This is a genomic window from uncultured Lutibacter sp., from assembly GCF_947493565.1.
GTDB classification, from domain to species: domain Bacteria; phylum Bacteroidota; class Bacteroidia; order Flavobacteriales; family Flavobacteriaceae; genus Lutibacter; species Lutibacter aestuarii.
In genome coordinates, this window is record NZ_CANLRG010000001.1 from 387,621 (window position 1) to 404,811 (window position 17,191).

The window sequence follows — 17,191 nt, forward strand, 5'->3', positions numbered from 1 at the left end:
ATGAAAAAATATCTAGCTTTTCTTTTTTGCCTTATCATATCCATATCAATTGCTCAAAATACGTTAAAGTATACTCCAGTTAATAAATCACCTAAAGCAACTCTGAAACAAGTTTCTTGGATTGCTGGGTATTGGCAAGGAAAAGCTTTAGGGGGTTTAACTGAAGAAGTTTGGACTGCTCCAATGGGAGATTCTATGATGGGATCATTTAAACTAGTAGTTGATAATAAAGTTAAGTTTTATGAGTTATGTACCATTTCTGAATTAAATGAAACCTTAATCCTAAGAATTAAACATTTTGATAATGATTTAAAAGGCTGGGAAGAAAAAGAGGTGTCTGAAAATTTTAGATTAGTTAAAATTGAAAACAATAAAGTTTATTTTGACGGATTGACTTTTGAAAAAGTAGGTGAAAATAAATTAAACATCTACGTAGTTTTTGAAAAAAGTAATGGTTTAAAAGAAGAAATAAAATTTTCATATACCTTAAAAAATTGAAGAAAATAATGCAAAAACCAAAATTTGAAACGCTTGCAATAAAAAGTATTGAAAATAAAATGATGGATGTGGAACCAGTTAGCATTCCAATTTATTTAGCAAGTACCTACAAACGAAATACTGATGGTTCTTACAATAACGATTTTATTTATTCTAGAAATGGAAACCCTAACAGAACTATTGTTGAACAAAGTATTGCACAATTGGAGCAAGGGCAGTTTGCTTTTGCTTTTTCTTCTGGAATGGCTGCTATTAGTACAATTTTACAAAGTTTAAAATCTGGTGATCATATTATTTTACCGAATGATATTTATTATGCTATTAAAAAATTAATGGAAGATGTTTTTCAACGTTGGAATTTAAGCTATAGCTTGGTAAATATGAGTAATTTACTTGAAGTTGAGAAAGCTATAAAACCATCAACAGCAATAATTTGGATTGAAAGCCCTTCGAACCCACAATTAAAAATAAGTAACATTAAGGCTATTGCAAAAATTGCGCATAAAGGCAATGCATTATGTGTGGTTGACAATACTTGGTTAACTCCTGTTTTTCAAAATCCTTTAAAATTAGGAGCAGATATGGTAGTGCATTCAACCACAAAATACTTTGGGGGTCATAGCGATGTTTTGGGAGGTTGCATTGTTTTAAATAATAATGATTTAGCTGATAAAATTAGGAACATACAATCATTATCAGGAGCTGTACCTGCACCTTTTGATTGTTGGTTAATTGCTAGAGGAATTCAAACATTATTTTTAAGAATCTCTAAACAAACTGAAAATGCACATAAATTAGCTACTTTTTTAGAAAGTCACCCTAAAATTGATAAAGTTTTTTACCCTGGATTAAAAAGTCATCCTCAGCATCTTCTCGCTAAAAGTCAGCAAACAGGATTTGGAGCTATGCTATCAGTTTTAATTAAAGGTACCGAGAAAAATGCATTTCAAATTTCAACACAATTAAAATATTTTACAACTGCAACTAGCTTAGGCGGAGTTGAAAGTTTAGTAGAACACAGGAAGTCTGTTGAAGGAGAAAATAGTCCTACTCCATCAAACTTACTTAGAGTTTCTGTTGGTATAGAGCATATTGATGATTTAATTGCTGATTGGCAACAAGCTTTATCTTAAAAAATAACTAGTCTAATTTAGGCAATTTAAAATTATCCAAAACACTTGGTAATTTCATAGCTGCTTCAATTGCTTCTGATGTTCTAGGTGCCATAGCGGATAGGTTTACAGGTCCATTTTTAGTAATTAAAATGTCATCTTCAATACGAATTCCTATTCCCCACCATTTTTCATCACAAGGACTTCCTTCTGGAATGTAAATTCCAGGTTCCATGGTAACCACCATATGTTCTTCAAATTTGTTATAATTCCCTGGGTCGTGTACATCTAACCCAATATGATGTGAAGTTCCATGTGGAAAATAATTATGCCTATCTTTTTCTGATGCAATTATTCCTAAATCTGCCAATCCTTTATTTATAATTTTACGAGCTATAGCATTAGGTTCAGACATTTTAGTTCCAATTTTATAAGCAGCTATTCCAGCCTCTTGTGCTTTATATACCAAATCATAAATTAATTTTTGTTCTGCAGTAAATTTTCCATTAGCAGGAATTGTTCTAGTAACGTCAGCTGTATAGCCATGATATTCTGCTCCTAAATCCATTAAAATTAAATTAGAATCTCCAATATGTGTTTTATTATTATCTACATAATGTAAAATACAACCATTGTTACCAGCTCCAACAATAGATGGGTATCCTTCATACTCTGCTCCGTATTTTTTATAAACAAATTCATGAACTCCTTGTGCTTCAGTTTCAGACATGTTTGGGTGCATCGCTTTCATCATTTCTAATTGCCCGACTGCAGAAATTTCAACCGCTTTTTTTAATAAAACTAATTCTTCTTTGGTTTTTATTTCACGTAAAGAAGCCATAATACCCTGTAACATATCAGTATCAATTCTTTTTTTAGTTTCATTGTACATTTTATCATTTGATGGATTTTTTAAGTGAATCAAATCAAACGATACTTTTTCTTTAAATGTTTTAATTAAATCATATAAATCAGCATTATTTCTTGTATCTCTAACGTCATTTTTAAAATTTTCAAACAAAATTTTATCAAACTTTGAAAAATCTATGTCATAACTTCTAAAATCGCTACCATTAAATGCAACTCTAAAACCTAAATCATCTTGTGCACCAATAACTCCTAGCCTTTTACCTGTCCACATTTCAGCTCTTTCATTACGTTCTTGTACAAAAATTACTTCATTAAAATTGACATTATCTATGGTTTGATTTTCTTTAAAAATTAAAACCATAGCATGTGGCTCTTTATACCCTGTTAAATAGAAAAAATTAGGATCTTGATGGTAAACATAATCCACATCGTTGGCTCTATTTCTAACTGGGTTAGCAAAAAAAACAGCCACACTATTTTTAGGAAGTTTTTTTCTTAATTGCTCTCTTCTTTCCTTATGAAAATCTTTAGTTAAATAATCTTCTGGTAAAAATTTATTTTGTGCTATAGTGCTTGTTATTACAAAATAGCAAAGTCCAAGAATTACATTTTTTAGCTTCATAAGTAGTTTTTTTATCAAAAAATTTAATTCAAATATAAAAAAAGAAATATTGACACCTACAAATTCTAAAATATTAACAAATAAATATAATTTCTACATGTTTATCATAATAATAAGTTAATTTAATACCGATACATTTTATGATTATTTAGTACTTTAGCGACACAAAAATAAAACTAAATGAAAAATACTGCTTTAACTCACATTCACGAGGAATTAGGTGCTAAAATGGTGCCATTTGCAGGCTATAATATGCCAGTACAATATGAAGGTGTAAACATAGAACATGAAACTGTAAGGAACAGTGTAGGTGTTTTTGATGTTTCGCACATGGGAGAATTTTATTTAAAAGGAAAGAATGCTTTAGCATTGATTCAAAAAGTGACTTCTAATGATGCTTCTTTACTTCATAATGGAAAAGTTCAATACAGTTGTTTACCAAATAATGATGGTGGAATTGTTGATGATTTATTAGTTTATAGAATTTCCGAAGAAGAATATATGTTGGTTGTAAATGCTTCAAATATTGAAAAAGACTGGAATTGGATTTCTCAACACAACGATCTTGGAGTTGAGATGACCAATAGTTCTGACGAAATTTCTTTATTGGCGATACAAGGACCAGATGCAGCTGAAGCACTTCAATCTCTTACTGAAATTAACTTGTTTGATATGCAATATTACACTTTTGAAATAGGAACTTTTGCAGGTGTAAATGATGTGGTTGTTTCAGCAACAGGTTATACAGGATCTGGAGGATTTGAAATTTATTTTAAAAACAAAGATGCCGAGCATATTTGGAAGGAAGTATTTAAAGCAGGAGAAAAATTTGGTATTAAACCTATTGGATTAGCTGCAAGAGACACTTTACGTTTGGAAATGGGATTCTGTTTATATGGAAATGATATTAATGACACTACCTCACCTATTGAAGCTAGTTTAGGTTGGATTACAAAATTCTCTAAAGATTTTGTAAATTCTGAAGCATTAAAAAAACAAAAAGAAGAAGGCGTTGCTAAAAAGTTAGTTGCTTTTGAATTAACTGATAAAGGAATTGCTCGCCACGGTTATGAAATTGTTGATGCACAAGGGGAAATTATTGGGGAAGTAACTTCTGGTACTATGAGTCCTACATTAAAAAAAGCGATTGGTTTGGGCTATGTTAAAACAGCTTTTGCTAAACGAGATACAGAAATTTTTATTCAAGTACGTAAAAAAGCAATTCCAGCAAAAGTGGTACGTTTACCATTTTACAAGGGTTAACTGTATTCAGGTATTTTACCTTCAACCTCTTTAAAATAAGTATAAAACAAGTCAAAATCTTTTTCCATATCGTTCGTTAAATAATAAGGATCTGAGATTTTGACTTGCTTATTTTTAAAATCTAAGGTAGCCATCACAATAGGTACGTTTGCTCCTTTTGCAATATAATAAAAACCTGTTTTCCATTTTTCAACTTTTTTTCTAGTGCCTTCAGGTGATAAAGCCAAAATAAATTTCTCATTCTTATTAAATACATCAACAATAGCTTGCACTTTGTTAGTGCTTTTGCTTCTATTTACTGGGGCACCTCCAAGCCATCTAAAAATAAAACCAAAAGGTGGTTTAAATAACGAAGCTTTTCCAATATAATTTATTGGAGCAGCTTCTGCCCATTTAACCAATATTCCTAAGGGAAAATCAATCCAATGTGTATGAGGAGCAGCTATGATTACATATTTTTTCAATTCTTTAGGAAAACTTCCAATAATTTTCCATTTTAAAATTTTAAACAATATAAATCGAGCAAGTAGTTTCATAAGGTTGTTAATAACTCTGCTTTTATTTTTTTAGCAGTTAGTTTAGCAACAAATATAAAAATCTTACTTTTATAAACTAATATTTAAAGATAATGAATGCTATTTTTTTTTATGTTTTAATAGGAATTATTTTCTTAATTCTAGGTTTTGTTATAGGTAAACTATTTACCAAAAACAAGCTTGATAAAACAATTTCTGAGTTAGAAACAAGAAATAAACTTTTACTTGAAGAAAAAGATGTTAATTTAAATATTGTTACTAAGTTAAATGAAGAAAAATCTATTTTAAATAATGAAAAACACCTAATAGATTTGCGCTTAACTGAAAAGGTATCTGAACTTAAAAATTTAGAAGGAAAGCTACAAGAAAATAAAGCGGATGTTGAAAAGCTACAAGAAAAATTTTCTAAAGATTTTGAAATTTTAGCCAATAAAATACTCGAAGAAAAATCTACAAAATTTACGGAGCAAAATAGAGAAAATATAAAAAATATCTTAAATCCTTTACAAGAAAAAATTCAAACTTTTGAAAAAAAGGTAGAAGATACCCATAAAGAAAGCATTGATTATCACGCAGCTTTACGTCAGCAAATATTTGGGTTAAAAGAGTTGAATGAACAAATGAGCAAGGAAGCCATTAACCTTACAAAAGCATTGAAGGGAGATAGTAAAACTCAAGGAAATTGGGGAGAATTGGTTTTGGAACGTGTATTGGAAAAGTCAGGCTTAGAAAAAGATAGAGAGTATTTTGTTCAACAAAGTTTTACCAATGCAGAGGGTAAAAGAATATTGCCCGATGTAGTTATACATTTACCAAATAATAAAAAAATGGTAATTGATTCTAAAGTTTCTTTAACCGCTTATGAACATTATATAAATACAGATGAAGAAACTGAAAAAGAACGTTCCATAAAAGAGCATGTCAATTCACTAAAAAGACATATTGAGCAATTAAGCGATAAAAAGTATGGAGATATTTATGAAATGGAATCTCCAGATTTTGTACTATTATTTGTTCCTATAGAACCTGCTTTTGCCATTGCTTTAAATTACGATAATCAATTATACAATAAAGCATTTGAAAAAAATATAGTAATTGTAACGCCTACTACCCTACTTGCTACGCTTAGAACTATAGATAGTATGTGGAATAATGAAAAACAACAACGCAATGCCATTGAGATAGCTTTACAAGCAGGTAGACTCTATGACCAGTTTGTTAACCTTACTGAGGATTTAATTAAAATTGGTAATCAATTAAAAACAGTACAAGGTTCTTATGATTCTTCTATGAAAAAACTAACCGGAAAGGGAAATTTAATTAAACGAGTAGAAGCTATTAAAAAATTAGGAGCTAAAGGAAGTAAAACATTTAACGATAAGTTATTAGAACGTGCCAATGAAAATGATGAATAAATTAATTTATAATATATTTAAAAATATACGTATAAAAAAAGCCCTGTAAAATCAGGGCTTTTTTTATATCTAAATTATTACCATTTAAATAGGGGTCTTTCAGACATCATTTCATTTACTTTTTCAGCGATACTTTCAAGTTTAGCTTCATCTTCAAAATTCATAAGTACTTCATCTATTAACTCTACCACCGCAACCATATCATCTTCTTTTAAGCCTCTTGTTGTAACCGCTGCAGTACCAATTCTAATACCAGAAGTTACAAATGGTGACTTATCATCAAATGGAACCATGTTTTTATTTACGGTAATATCAGCTTTTACTAAAGCGTTTTCAGCTTCTTTTCCACTAATATTTTTGTTTCTTAAATCAATTAACATACAGTGGTTATCTGTCCCTCCAGAGATAATTTTATATCCTTTAGCAACAAATGCATCTGCCATAGCAGCGGCATTTTTTTTAACTTGTATTTGGTAATGTAAAAACTCATCTGTTAACGCTTCTCCAAAAGCAACTGCTTTAGCAGCAATTACATGTTCTAACGGACCTCCCTGATTTCCAGGAAATACGGAAGCATTAATTAAAGTTGACATTTTTTTAAGATTTCCGTTTTTTAATTTCAATCCAAAAGGATTGTCAAAATCTTTTCCAATCATAATAATACCACCTCTAGGGCCTCTCAATGTTTTATGAGTGGTAGTAGTTACAAAATGACAGTGAGGAATTGGATCATTTAAAATTCCTTTTGCTATAAGTCCAGCAGGATGAGAAATATCTGCCATTAATAAAGCTCCTACAGAATCTGCAATTTTTCTGAATTTTTCAAAATCTATATCTCTTGAATACGCTGAAGCTCCAGCAATAATCAATTTTGGTTTTTCAACTTCTGCAATTTCTTGAATTTTATCGTAATTTAAAACGCCGGTTTCTTGATCAACTCCATAAAATGAAGTTTGATACAATTTCCCAGAAAAATTAACTGGTGACCCATGTGTTAAATGTCCTCCATGAGACAAATCAAATCCTAAAATTTTATCTCCAGGATTTAATACCGCATGGTAAACAGCTGCATTTGCTTGTGAGCCTGAGTGAGGCTGTACATTCACATATTCAGCACCAAAAAGTTCTTTTGCTCTGTCTATAGCAATTTGCTCAACAATATCAACTACCTCACAACCACCGTAATAACGTTTGTTGGGGTATCCTTCAGCATATTTATTTGTTAAAACTGAGCCCATAGCTTCCATAACTTGATCACTTACAAAGTTTTCTGAAGCAATTAATTCTAAACCGTTTGTTTGTCTTTCTCTTTCGTCTTCTATTAGATCGAAAATAATTTGGTCGCGTTGCATTATTTGATACTTTTTTAAAAGTTAAATTAATGGCAAATTTAGCAAATTCATTTTGCAATTAAGAAGAAACTTATATATTTGATAATAATATTTAATAATAGAACAATATAGTTTATATATATGCAAATAACAGCAAATGATCCTAGCAGAAAATCTTGGTTAAACGTTGAAAAAGGGTGCGATTTTCCAATTCAAAATATTCCTTTCGGTGTTTTTATTACTAAAGATGATATTATTACAATTGGTACTAGAATTGGAGAGTATGCAATTGATTTAGGAGCTTTTCATCAATTAGGTTATTTTGATGGAATTCCATTAACGGATGATATGTTTATGCAAGATTCGTTAAACGATTTTATTTCAGATGGAAGAAAAACTTGGAGATTAGTTAGAAATAGAATTGCAGATGTTTTTGACACTGAAAATTCAACTTTAAGAGATAATCAAAAACATAGAGATGTCATTATTTTTGATGTAAATGAAGTGGAAATGCTTTTGCCAATAAACGTAGGTGATTATACCGATTTTTATTCAAGTAAAGAACATGCTACAAACGTAGGTGTAATGTTTAGAGGAAAAGAAAATGCTTTAATGCCCAATTGGTTACATGTACCGGTAGGTTATCATGGTCGTTCTTCTTCAATTATTGTTTCAGGAACACCAATTAGAAGACCACATGGACAACTACTTCCAATGGGTGAAACACAACCTATTTTTGGTCCTTCAGAAAAATTAGATATGGAGCTTGAAACAGCTTTTGTAACTACCGATGTTAATAATTTGGGAGAACCTATTGGTATAGATGAAGCGGCAGACTACATTTTTGGTATGGTATTATTTAACGATTGGAGTGCTCGTGATATTCAAAAATGGGAATATGTTCCTTTAGGCCCTTTTTTAGGTAAAAACTTTGCTTCTACAATTTCTCCTTGGATAGTTACTATGGATGCCTTGGAGCCTTTTAGATGTGAGAGCCCAAAACAGGAAATTACACCGTTACCTTATTTACAACAAAAAAGAACAGATAATAGTTTTGATGTTAAATTACAAGCTTCTTTAGAAACCGAAAATGGAGATCTTAATATTTTAAGCGAATCCAACTTTAAATATATGTATTGGACAATGAATCAACAGCTTACGCATCATACAGTTAATGGATGTAACGTTAGAGCTGGAGATTTAATGGGAAGTGGAACTATTTCTGGACCTACAAAAAATAGTTATGGCTCTATGCTTGAGCTTACTTGGGGAGGAAAAGAACCAATTACATTAAAGGATGGAACTACAAGAACTTTTTTTAATGATGGCGACAATGTAATTTTAAGAGGCTATTGTGAAAATGAAAAAGTGAGAATTGGATTTGGAAAATGTACTGGAAAAATTCTACCTCCTAAATATAATCACTCAAAATAAAAGACGAAATAATATCGTAATGAGAAAAGTTTGCCACTGCTTTACCTTTGTTAATTAATAAAAGTTGAGGAGATTGATGAAAAACATCAAACTTGGTTGCAATCTCATTAGAAATCGTTCTAAACTTCAATAAATCTAAATAATAAAAAGCAACATGTTCTTCTAAAGAATTTGTTGCTTTTTCAAATTGAGTCAATACCCCTCTACTAATTCCACAGCGGGTACTGTGTTTAAAAATAACAATAGGTTTAGAATTAGATATATCAATAAGTTCATCTAATTGTTGTGTTTCAGTCAAAGGAATCCAGTTCATAACTTCTATTTAAATTAAAGACAATTTGTCGTAAACCCTTAAAAAATAAGACAAAATGACTTAAATTAGTACTTATTCTTTATTGGAATGTTATTTGAAGTTACAAATATAAATACAAAAAAAATTAAACGTTATGAACTTTAATAATTTTACAATAAAATCGCAAGAAGCTATTCAACAAGCGCAACAAATAGCGCAAAGTTTAGAGCATCAGCAAATAGAAAATTCACATATTTTAAAAGCTATTTTTGAAGTTGATGAAAATGTAACTCCATATATATTTAATAAACTAGGTGTTAATATTGATTTACTTAAAAATTTATTAGATAAAACATTAGAAAGTTATGCAAAAGTTTCTGGAGGAGAACTGTCTTTGTCTAGAAATGCATCAAAAATGTTAAATTCTGCAACTATTGAAGCTAAAAATTTAAAAGATGAGTATGTTTCAATTGAGCATTTACTTTTAGGAATTTTCAATACTAAAGACACGACTTCACAAATATTAAAAGATCAGGGTGTAACAGATAAAGAGTTAAAAGCTGCCATAATTGAATTAAGAAAAGGAAGCAAAGTAACTTCACAAAGTGCTGAAGATACCTACAATTCATTAAACAAATATGCGCGTCATTTAAATCAGTTAGCAAAAGATGGAAAATTAGATCCAGTAATTGGTCGTGATGAAGAAATTAGACGTATTCTTCAAATTTTATCGCGTAGAACCAAAAACAACCCAATGTTGGTTGGTGAGCCAGGTACAGGTAAAACAGCAATTGCTGAAGGTTTAGCCCATCGTATTATCAAAGGAGATATTCCAGAAAATCTTAAAGATAAACAAATCTATTCCTTAGATATGGGAGCGCTTATTGCTGGAGCAAAATACAAAGGCGAATTTGAAGAACGCTTAAAATCTGTAGTCAAAGAAGTACAAGCTTCTAATGGAGAAATCGTGTTGTTTATTGATGAAATTCATACCTTAGTTGGTGCTGGTGGTGGACAGGGAGCTATGGATGCTGCAAACATATTAAAACCTGCATTAGCGCGTGGCGAGTTAAGAGCCATTGGTGCCACTACTCTAGACGAATATCAAAAATATTTTGAAAAAGATAAAGCGTTGGAGCGTAGGTTTCAAAAAGTACAGGTAAATGAACCTGATACTGAAAGTGCCATTTCTATTTTACGTGGTATTAAAGAAAAATATGAAAACCACCATAAAGTTCAAATTAAAGATGAAGCAATTATTGCAGCTGTTGAACTATCGCAACGTTATATTTCGAATAGATTTTTACCAGATAAAGCCATTGATTTAATGGATGAATCTGCCGCAAAACTACGTATGGAAATCAATTCAAAACCAGAAGAACTTGATGTTTTGGATAGAAAAATAATGCAGTTAGAAATTGAGATTGAAGCCATTAAAAGAGAAAAGGATGAGAAAAAATTAACTTCTTTAAAGCAGGAACTTGCTAATTTAAAAGAGGAACGAAATGAAATAAATGCAAAATGGTCTTCTGAAAAAGAATTGGTTGATAATGTACAGGCGAGTAAAGAGGCTATAGAAAACTATAAATTGGAAGCCGAACAAGCCGAACGCGATGGAGATTATGGTAAAGTAGCAGAAATACGTTATGGTAAAATTAAGCAAGAACAAGATATTTTGGAGAAACTTCAAAAAGAATTAGCTGAAAATCAAAGTTCAGCCTTAATTAAAGAAGAAGTAACACGTGATGATATCGCCGAAGTAGTTGCCAAATGGACAGGAATTCCTGTTACCAAAATGCTACAAAGCGAACGTGAAAAATTATTGCATTTAGAAACCGAATTGCATAAAAGAATTGTGGGACAAGAAGAAGCAATTCAAGCAGTTTCAGATGCTGTAAGACGTTCTAGAGCAGGTTTACAAGATGTTAAAAAACCTATTGGTACTTTCTTATTTTTGGGTACCACAGGCGTTGGTAAAACAGAATTAGCAAAAGCCTTAGCAGAGTATTTATTTGATGATGAAAACTCTATCACTCGTATTGATATGAGTGAATATCAAGAGCGTCATGCAGTTAGTAGATTGGTAGGTGCACCTCCAGGCTATGTAGGGTATGATGAAGGCGGACAATTGACAGAAGCTGTTAGACGCAAACCATATTCAGTTATTTTATTGGATGAAATTGAAAAAGCACATCCAGATACATTCAATATTTTATTGCAAGTATTAGATGAAGGTAGATTGACCGATAATAAAGGAAGAGTTGCTGACTTTAGAAACACCATAGTAATAATGACCTCAAATATGGGAGCCCATATCATTCAAGAAAAATTTGAAGATATGGATATGGAAAAGAGAGACATAGTTACAGAAGCTACGAAGGTGGAAGTAATTGGGTTATTGAGACAAACCATTAGACCCGAGTTTTTAAATAGAATTGATGAAATAATTATGTTTACACCTTTAAACTTAGCTGAAATTCATCAAATTATTAAATTACAGCTAAATAGTTTAATTAAATTATTAAAAAAACAAGAGATACATATTGAATACACTGAAGATGTTGTAAATGCCTTGTCAAATAAAGGATTCGATCCTCAATTTGGTGCACGACCTGTAAAAAGAGTGATTCAAAAAGATATTTTAAATGAATTGTCTAAAGAAATTTTATCAGGGAAGGTCACTGCGGATAGTCATATATTATTAGATGCTTTCGATGACAAAATTGTATTTAGAAACAAGTAATTTTTTAAAGAAACTAATTATAAAACTCCTTAGTTAAATTAACTAAGGAGTTTTTTTATGTATCTTGCTTCAAATTAAACCATGTTTTATGAGAAAAATTATATTTTTTATACTTGCAATTTCATTAATTAATATTCAAAACGTAAAGGGACAAAAAGATCAAACTACAACGTATTATTTAATAAGACATGCTGAAAAAGACAGAACAAATAAAACCAATACAAATCCAAACTTAACTGAAATTGGTTTACAAAGAGCCCAAAATTGGGCAAAGGTTTTTAAAAATGTGACTTTTGATTTTATTTATACTACAAATTATAAAAGAACCATACAAACAGCACAACCAACAGCTTTAAGTGCTAATTTAGAAATATTGTTTTACAATCCTCGAGATTTATATAATGAGGAATTTAAAGAAAAAACAACAGGTAAAACAGTTTTAATTGTTGGACATAGTAACACTACACCTCAGTTTGCAAACAAAATTTTAGGCATTCAAAAATATTCAGATATTGATGATACCAATAATGCAAATCTTTATATAATCACTCTTACAAATGGTTTAAAAAATGATATTTTATTAGAAATCAACAGCCATTAATACAACTATTCATAAAACTTTGATATAATATCCCTCTATCACTTTTTTCAAATTTTAATTAAACCTTTAGAAATATTTGAGGTCTAAATTTTAATAGTTCGCAAAAGCAGCTTTAAAAAGCAAAGTTTGCGAATAATTAAATAAATATTTAAAGGTTTATATTATGAAAAAAATAGTCAATATTTTAATTTTTATAGTTTTAGGAACTATTGGATTAGTAGCACAAAACAAAGATCAAGATAAAAATCGAGACCAAACAAGATTCATGTTGGTTGATGGGGAAGTACTTCAAATAAGAGATCGTGATCAAATTCGTTTAAAAGATAAAATAACTTTAAACGATGGTACCATCGTAAATCCGGATGGAACTTACCAAACTAGAGATCGAATCAAATTACGTTTAAAAGATGGCTCATGTTTAGATAGTGATGGAATTTTATATAGAAATGAATATCAATACCGATATAAAATTCAACAAGAAAATAAAGGGTTATCAGAAGCTCAAATTCAAGTTAGAAATCAAAATAGATTTCAGATTATAAATATTGATGGTCAGATGTATCAAATAAGAAACCAAGAGCAAAATAAGATTCAAGAACAGCTTAATTTAGGAAATGGAACTGTTGTAAATCCTGATGGAACTTTTCAAACAAAAGCACGTCAACAGTTACGTTTAAAAGATGGTGAATGCATAAACTTAAATGGAGAAATGTATAAAAACACCTATATGCATAGAAAAATGGTTGTTCAAAAAAATAAGAAAGCTACCAAAACTATGACTAAAAAAAAGCTACAAATGAAGCCAAAATCACAAAAAAAAGGAATGAAAAAGGGTTCCGGACAGATGTAAAAATTTTAAATAAATTAAAATGGACACCTATAAATTTAAATTTCTTTTTATTGCGCTTTTTGTCATATTTGGTACAACAGTAGCTGCTCAAACTAAAAACAACAATCCTGAAAGTATCAATACCAAAGACTCGTATTTCTCAATGGATATAAATTATATTAGCGATGCCATATTTATGGGTAGAAAAGATTCCATTGAATCTCCTTACCTTTACCCTTCACTTATGTATCATCACAAATCTGGTTTCTATACTAAAGCTTCTTTTTCATACTTAACAAAAAAAAATGAAAGTAGAATTGACGTATTTTTAATCTCTGCAGGTTACGATTTTAATATCGGTAATTTTTACGGTGATATATCAGCTACTAAATACTTTTTTAATGAGGATAGTTACAATGTAATTTCTGAAGTAATAGCAGATTTCACTACTAATTTTTTATATGATTTTACTATTGTAGATCTTTCATTATCAGCTAGTGCATATTTTAATACTAGTGATAATTCGGATTTATTTCTATCCTCTGAAATAAGTCATGATTTTATAACAAACAACTATAAATTTCAAATTTCTCCAACCATAGGAGTTTATTTTGGTTCACAAAACTTTTACCAAGAATATTTTGTAAATAACAGATTTACTAGAGGAAGTGGCTCTGGCGGTAGTGGTCATGGGAATGGAAGTGGAATGAATAACATATCAGAAACTATTATAACGACTGTTGAAGTCCAAGAAAGTGAACAATTTAGCTTTATGGCTTTAGAATTTGGTGTACCCATGTGGTATCGTCAAAATTCATTTACATTTTCATTTTTACCAACCTTAGTTTTACCTCAAAATGAATCTAATTTATTGGTGGATTCAACATTGGTAAAAGAAAATTTAGAAACCTCATTTTATTGGGTTTTAGGAATTGCTTATAATTTTTAACGGTATTTTATAAGATTTGTACAACTGGAAAATCAGAGATTTTTCGGTTGTTACAAATTGTTAGTTGAATGTTTGTTGTTTGATTAGTTTAAATTTAAACATAAATTTTATGAGGTGTTGTGTATAGTTATTTTATGAATAAAAAAAGACATTGATTAAGTTTTATGTTAGTCTAAAAACTCTAATATTTCTTCTATAAATCTTTCAGGGAAAGCACCTTTTAAGTTTGTTAAGACAATAATTGTAACTTCTTTATCTAAGAATGTAAGTGCAGCTGATCTACCACCTCCAATTGAGGCTATAATTTTTGATTTATTTGGTTTAATCATAATTGGAGTCCCAATGGCATAACCGTTAAGAGTTCCACCAAATCCTTTCGTTTCTCCATTATTCAAAATTGCTGGAGTCCAAAGTGTTGAAAGGTTTTTTGGTTTTTTTAGAAAAGTGCCATTTTGTAGAGCAAGATGCCAATTAGCCAACTCTATTGCAGTTGAACTCATACCTGCAGCTGTTCTAAACTCTTCAGGGAACTCTTCATAAGCATGAGTTAAAGATCCATTGATGAAGTAAGTATAACCTCTAGCTGAGTGCGGAATTACGCTTTGGTAATGCCCAAAACCCGATTCCATAGTTCTATCTGCAGAAATCAATTTTAGTTGACGTTCTTTAATAAATTCCTGAAAAGTTGAACCACTAATCTTGTTGATGATTTTACCAATAATCACATAATTTGTCTGATTGTATTGAAAATTACTATTTGGTTCAAATACCATGGGAAGTTTCTGAACTTCTTCCCAACTAGCAATAATTTTTGCATTATAGTCCATCATATTAGGGAGTCCAGAAGTATGGGTAAGCATTTGCTTAATAGTTATACTTTTCCAGTTATCGGGTAAACTATCAATATAGTTGGAAATAGGATCTTCTAAAGCAATTTTTCCTTCCTCAACTAATTGCATAACTGCAACTCCTGTAAATGCTTTAGTCATAGAATTAATGGCAAAAGTTGTCTCTGAATCTACTCTTATAGAATCCTCAATATTAGCTATTCCGTAGGCGCCGGTTTTGATAATCTTGTTGTTTTTTACGATTGCTAATTGCAGTCCAGGAATACTTTTTTCCTGCATTTTTGATTTAATGTATTTGTCTATGTTATCAGATTGACAAAAAACATTTAAAGAAGCAATTAATGTTAATATTGAAAGAAATATTTTTTTCATGAATGTTTAGGTTTATTTTACAGACGATAAGAATTCTTCTTTGTTACATTTAACCACGCACAACATTAAAAAAACTAATAATTTTATTTATATTTTGTAGTACATTTGCATTTATATGCAGAAGAAAATCAATATAAAAAATAAAAAAGCTCGCTTTGAATACGAAATACTAGACAAGTATATTGCAGGTATTCAATTAACAGGTACTGAAATAAAATCTATTAGAGAAAGCAAGGCTAGAATTACCGAAAGCTTTTGTGAGTTTAATGAAAAAGGCGAATTGTTTGTTGTAAATATGTTTATTGAAGAGTATTTATACGGTCATGCATTTAATCATAAACCAAAAAGCGAACGCAAATTGTTGTTAAATAAAAATGAGTTAAAAAAACTTCAAAAAGAAGTACAAAACGTAGGACTTACCATTGTTCCTTTGCGCTTATTTTTAACAGAAAAAGGATGGGCAAAACTTGAAATAGCACTATGTAAAGGAAAAAAGACTTATGATAAACGTGAAACTATAAAAAATAGAGAAAATAAAGTTAATTTAGACCGACTTAAAAAAAGTTTCAATCAGTAATGATCAAAATTAGTGCATTTTTAAATTTAGTTAGATGGAAAAATTTAGCACTGATTATTTACATTCAAATAGTCTTAAAATATGTGTTTTTTAATGCATTTAAGGTACCAACACAATTAAACACCGTACAATTTAGTGTTTTAATAGCAGCTATAGTTTTTATTACTATGGCAGGTTATATTATTAACGATATTTTTGACCTTAAATCTGATCAAATTAATAAACCTCATAAAGTTATTGTAGATAAACATTTTTCAACTATAGTTGCGAAGAAATTTTATCTTTTCTGCAATGTTTTAGGAATCATTTTAGGAGTTGCTATAAGTCTAAATGTTCAACAACCTTCACTAACCTTTATCTTTTTAAGTACCTCACTTCTCCTCTACTTTTACTCAAAAAATTTAAAATCAAAACCACTTATTGGAAATCTTATTGTTTCATTTTTAATTGTATTAAGCATTTTAACGTTAGCGATATTTGATCTTAAAAGCTTACAAATAACGTTTCCTTTTACCGTTATTTTAACGCTATGTCTTTTTGCTTTTTTCTTAAATTTAGCAAGAGAAATTATTAAAGATATTGAAGATATAAATGGTGATTACAAATTAAATATGAACACTTTGCCTATACTTTTAGGAAGTAAAAGGGCTAGATATATAGCTGCTTTTTTATGCGCTCTACCTCTAGGATTACTACTTTTTTTAGTTATAAATTTTAATGAATCACATCTGTTTACAAAAAGCTATTTAGTTGTTTTTGTAATATTACCATTATTGTTTGTTATCCTAAAATTATTAAAAGTAACATCTAAAAAAAGCTTAAACAACATAAGTGCAATGCTAAAAATCATTATGTTCTTAGGAATCAGTTCACTCATTATATTTTCATTAAATAAGTAA

Annotated in this window: 16 protein-coding genes; 11 read left to right on the top strand and 5 right to left on the bottom strand. The window is 29.9% G+C overall.

What is annotated here, in order from left to right; all coding sequences use genetic code 11:
- Complete coding sequence (locus Q0714_RS01705; protein ID WP_298262564.1) at nt 1-498, top strand: DUF6265 family protein; 498 nt, start codon at nt 1-3, stop codon at nt 496-498.
- An 8-nt stretch (nt 499-506) separates the two neighbouring features.
- A complete protein-coding gene (locus tag Q0714_RS01710; protein WP_298262565.1) occupies nt 507-1,631 on the top strand; it encodes an aminotransferase class V-fold PLP-dependent enzyme in 1,125 nt (374 codons plus the stop codon).
- Between the two features lie 7 nt (nt 1,632-1,638).
- Here the strand turns inward: Q0714_RS01710 and Q0714_RS01715 are convergent, their stop codons facing one another.
- On the bottom strand, nt 1,639-3,102 hold the full coding sequence (locus tag Q0714_RS01715; RefSeq protein ID WP_298262566.1) for an aminopeptidase P N-terminal domain-containing protein: 1,464 nt from the start codon (nt 3,100-3,102) through the stop codon (nt 1,639-1,641).
- Nucleotides 3,103-3,282: 180 nt separating this feature from the next.
- On the opposite strand from Q0714_RS01715, the gene gcvT reads away from it, so the two are divergent.
- A complete protein-coding gene (gcvT, locus tag Q0714_RS01720) occupies nt 3,283-4,365 on the top strand; it encodes a glycine cleavage system aminomethyltransferase GcvT (RefSeq protein WP_298262567.1) in 1,083 nt (360 codons plus the stop codon).
- Here gcvT and Q0714_RS01725 read toward each other — a convergent pair.
- Nucleotides 4,362-4,901, bottom strand: a complete 540-nt coding sequence (locus Q0714_RS01725; protein WP_298262568.1) for a 1-acyl-sn-glycerol-3-phosphate acyltransferase — start codon at nt 4,899-4,901, stop codon at nt 4,362-4,364. The genes gcvT and Q0714_RS01725 overlap by 4 nt on opposite strands.
- Nucleotides 4,902-4,993: 92 nt before the next feature.
- Between Q0714_RS01725 and rmuC the strand changes: the two genes are divergently transcribed.
- Nucleotides 4,994-6,316: a DNA recombination protein RmuC gene (rmuC, locus tag Q0714_RS01730; protein WP_298262569.1), complete on the top strand. Its 1,323-nt coding sequence runs from the start codon at nt 4,994-4,996 to the stop codon at nt 6,314-6,316.
- A 77-nt stretch (nt 6,317-6,393) separates the two neighbouring features.
- Here rmuC and glyA read toward each other — a convergent pair whose 3' ends face one another.
- Entirely contained in the window at nt 6,394-7,668 is a 1,275-nt protein-coding gene (gene glyA, locus Q0714_RS01735; RefSeq protein ID WP_298262570.1) for a serine hydroxymethyltransferase, read from the bottom strand.
- Nucleotides 7,669-7,788: 120 nt separating this feature from the next.
- On the opposite strand from glyA, the gene fahA reads away from it, so the two are divergent.
- Nucleotides 7,789-9,081, top strand: coding sequence for a fumarylacetoacetase (fahA, locus tag Q0714_RS01740; RefSeq protein WP_298262571.1), 1,293 nt, complete (start codon nt 7,789-7,791; stop codon nt 9,079-9,081).
- On the opposite strand, the gene ytxJ is transcribed toward fahA, so the two are convergent.
- Nucleotides 9,059-9,394, bottom strand: coding sequence for a bacillithiol system redox-active protein YtxJ (gene ytxJ / locus Q0714_RS01745; protein WP_298262572.1), 336 nt, complete (start codon nt 9,392-9,394; stop codon nt 9,059-9,061). The two genes, fahA and ytxJ, sit on opposite strands and share 23 nt — an antisense overlap.
- Nucleotides 9,395-9,527: 133 nt before the next feature.
- On the opposite strand from ytxJ, the gene clpB reads away from it, so the two are divergent.
- From clpB to Q0714_RS01765, 4 genes are all read left to right on the top strand, one after another.
- Entirely contained in the window at nt 9,528-12,116 is a 2,589-nt protein-coding gene (clpB, locus tag Q0714_RS01750; protein WP_298262573.1) for an ATP-dependent chaperone ClpB, read from the top strand.
- Nucleotides 12,117-12,204: 88 nt separating this feature from the next.
- Nucleotides 12,205-12,717 carry a phosphoglycerate mutase family protein gene (locus Q0714_RS01755; RefSeq protein ID WP_298262574.1) on the top strand — a complete coding sequence of 171 codons (513 nt, stop codon included), beginning with the start codon at nt 12,205-12,207 and terminating at the stop codon, nt 12,715-12,717.
- A 163-nt stretch (nt 12,718-12,880) separates the two neighbouring features.
- On the top strand, nt 12,881-13,567 hold the full coding sequence (locus tag Q0714_RS01760; RefSeq protein WP_298262575.1) for a DUF6799 domain-containing protein: 687 nt from the start codon (nt 12,881-12,883) through the stop codon (nt 13,565-13,567).
- A 19-nt stretch (nt 13,568-13,586) separates the two neighbouring features.
- A complete protein-coding gene (locus Q0714_RS01765; protein ID WP_298262576.1) occupies nt 13,587-14,495 on the top strand; it encodes a hypothetical protein in 909 nt (302 codons plus the stop codon).
- A gap of 167 nt (nt 14,496-14,662) precedes the next feature.
- Here Q0714_RS01765 and Q0714_RS01770 read toward each other — a convergent pair whose 3' ends face one another.
- A complete protein-coding gene (locus tag Q0714_RS01770; protein ID WP_298262577.1) occupies nt 14,663-15,715 on the bottom strand; it encodes a serine hydrolase in 1,053 nt (350 codons plus the stop codon).
- Nucleotides 15,716-15,830: 115 nt separating this feature from the next.
- Here Q0714_RS01770 and smpB point away from each other — a divergent pair, with 115 nt between their 5' ends.
- Nucleotides 15,831-16,292, top strand: a complete 462-nt coding sequence (smpB, locus tag Q0714_RS01775; RefSeq protein WP_298262578.1) for an SsrA-binding protein SmpB — start codon at nt 15,831-15,833, stop codon at nt 16,290-16,292.
- Complete coding sequence (locus Q0714_RS01780; protein ID WP_298262579.1) at nt 16,292-17,191, top strand: geranylgeranylglycerol-phosphate geranylgeranyltransferase; 900 nt, start codon at nt 16,292-16,294, stop codon at nt 17,189-17,191. Before smpB ends, Q0714_RS01780 begins: the two co-directional genes overlap by 1 nt.

What these genes read in the sequence shown, in the direction of transcription:
- Q0714_RS01765 (WP_298262576.1), top strand. Translation starts at nt 13,587, where the DNA reads ATGGACACCTATAAATTTAAATTTCTTTTTATTGCGCTTTTTGTCATA.
- Q0714_RS01755 (WP_298262574.1), top strand. Translation starts at nt 12,205, where the DNA reads ATGAGAAAAATTATATTTTTTATACTTGCAATTTCATTAATTAATATT.
- Q0714_RS01725 (WP_298262568.1), bottom strand. Translation starts at nt 4,901, where the DNA reads ATGAAACTACTTGCTCGATTTATATTGTTTAAAATTTTAAAATGGAAA.
- ytxJ (WP_298262572.1), bottom strand. Translation starts at nt 9,394, where the DNA reads ATGAACTGGATTCCTTTGACTGAAACACAACAATTAGATGAACTTATT.
- fahA (WP_298262571.1), top strand. Translation starts at nt 7,789, where the DNA reads ATGCAAATAACAGCAAATGATCCTAGCAGAAAATCTTGGTTAAACGTT.
- clpB (WP_298262573.1), top strand. Translation starts at nt 9,528, where the DNA reads ATGAACTTTAATAATTTTACAATAAAATCGCAAGAAGCTATTCAACAA.
- Q0714_RS01780 (WP_298262579.1), top strand. Translation starts at nt 16,292, where the DNA reads ATGATCAAAATTAGTGCATTTTTAAATTTAGTTAGATGGAAAAATTTA.
- gcvT (WP_298262567.1), top strand. Translation starts at nt 3,283, where the DNA reads ATGAAAAATACTGCTTTAACTCACATTCACGAGGAATTAGGTGCTAAA.
- Q0714_RS01710 (WP_298262565.1), top strand. Translation starts at nt 507, where the DNA reads ATGCAAAAACCAAAATTTGAAACGCTTGCAATAAAAAGTATTGAAAAT.
- rmuC (WP_298262569.1), top strand. Translation starts at nt 4,994, where the DNA reads ATGAATGCTATTTTTTTTTATGTTTTAATAGGAATTATTTTCTTAATT.
- Q0714_RS01760 (WP_298262575.1), top strand. Translation starts at nt 12,881, where the DNA reads ATGAAAAAAATAGTCAATATTTTAATTTTTATAGTTTTAGGAACTATT.
- Q0714_RS01770 (WP_298262577.1), bottom strand. Translation starts at nt 15,715, where the DNA reads ATGAAAAAAATATTTCTTTCAATATTAACATTAATTGCTTCTTTAAAT.
- Q0714_RS01705 (WP_298262564.1), top strand. Translation starts at nt 1, where the DNA reads ATGAAAAAATATCTAGCTTTTCTTTTTTGCCTTATCATATCCATATCA.
- Q0714_RS01715 (WP_298262566.1), bottom strand. Translation starts at nt 3,102, where the DNA reads ATGAAGCTAAAAAATGTAATTCTTGGACTTTGCTATTTTGTAATAACA.
- smpB (WP_298262578.1), top strand. Translation starts at nt 15,831, where the DNA reads ATGCAGAAGAAAATCAATATAAAAAATAAAAAAGCTCGCTTTGAATAC.
- glyA (WP_298262570.1), bottom strand. Translation starts at nt 7,668, where the DNA reads ATGCAACGCGACCAAATTATTTTCGATCTAATAGAAGACGAAAGAGAA.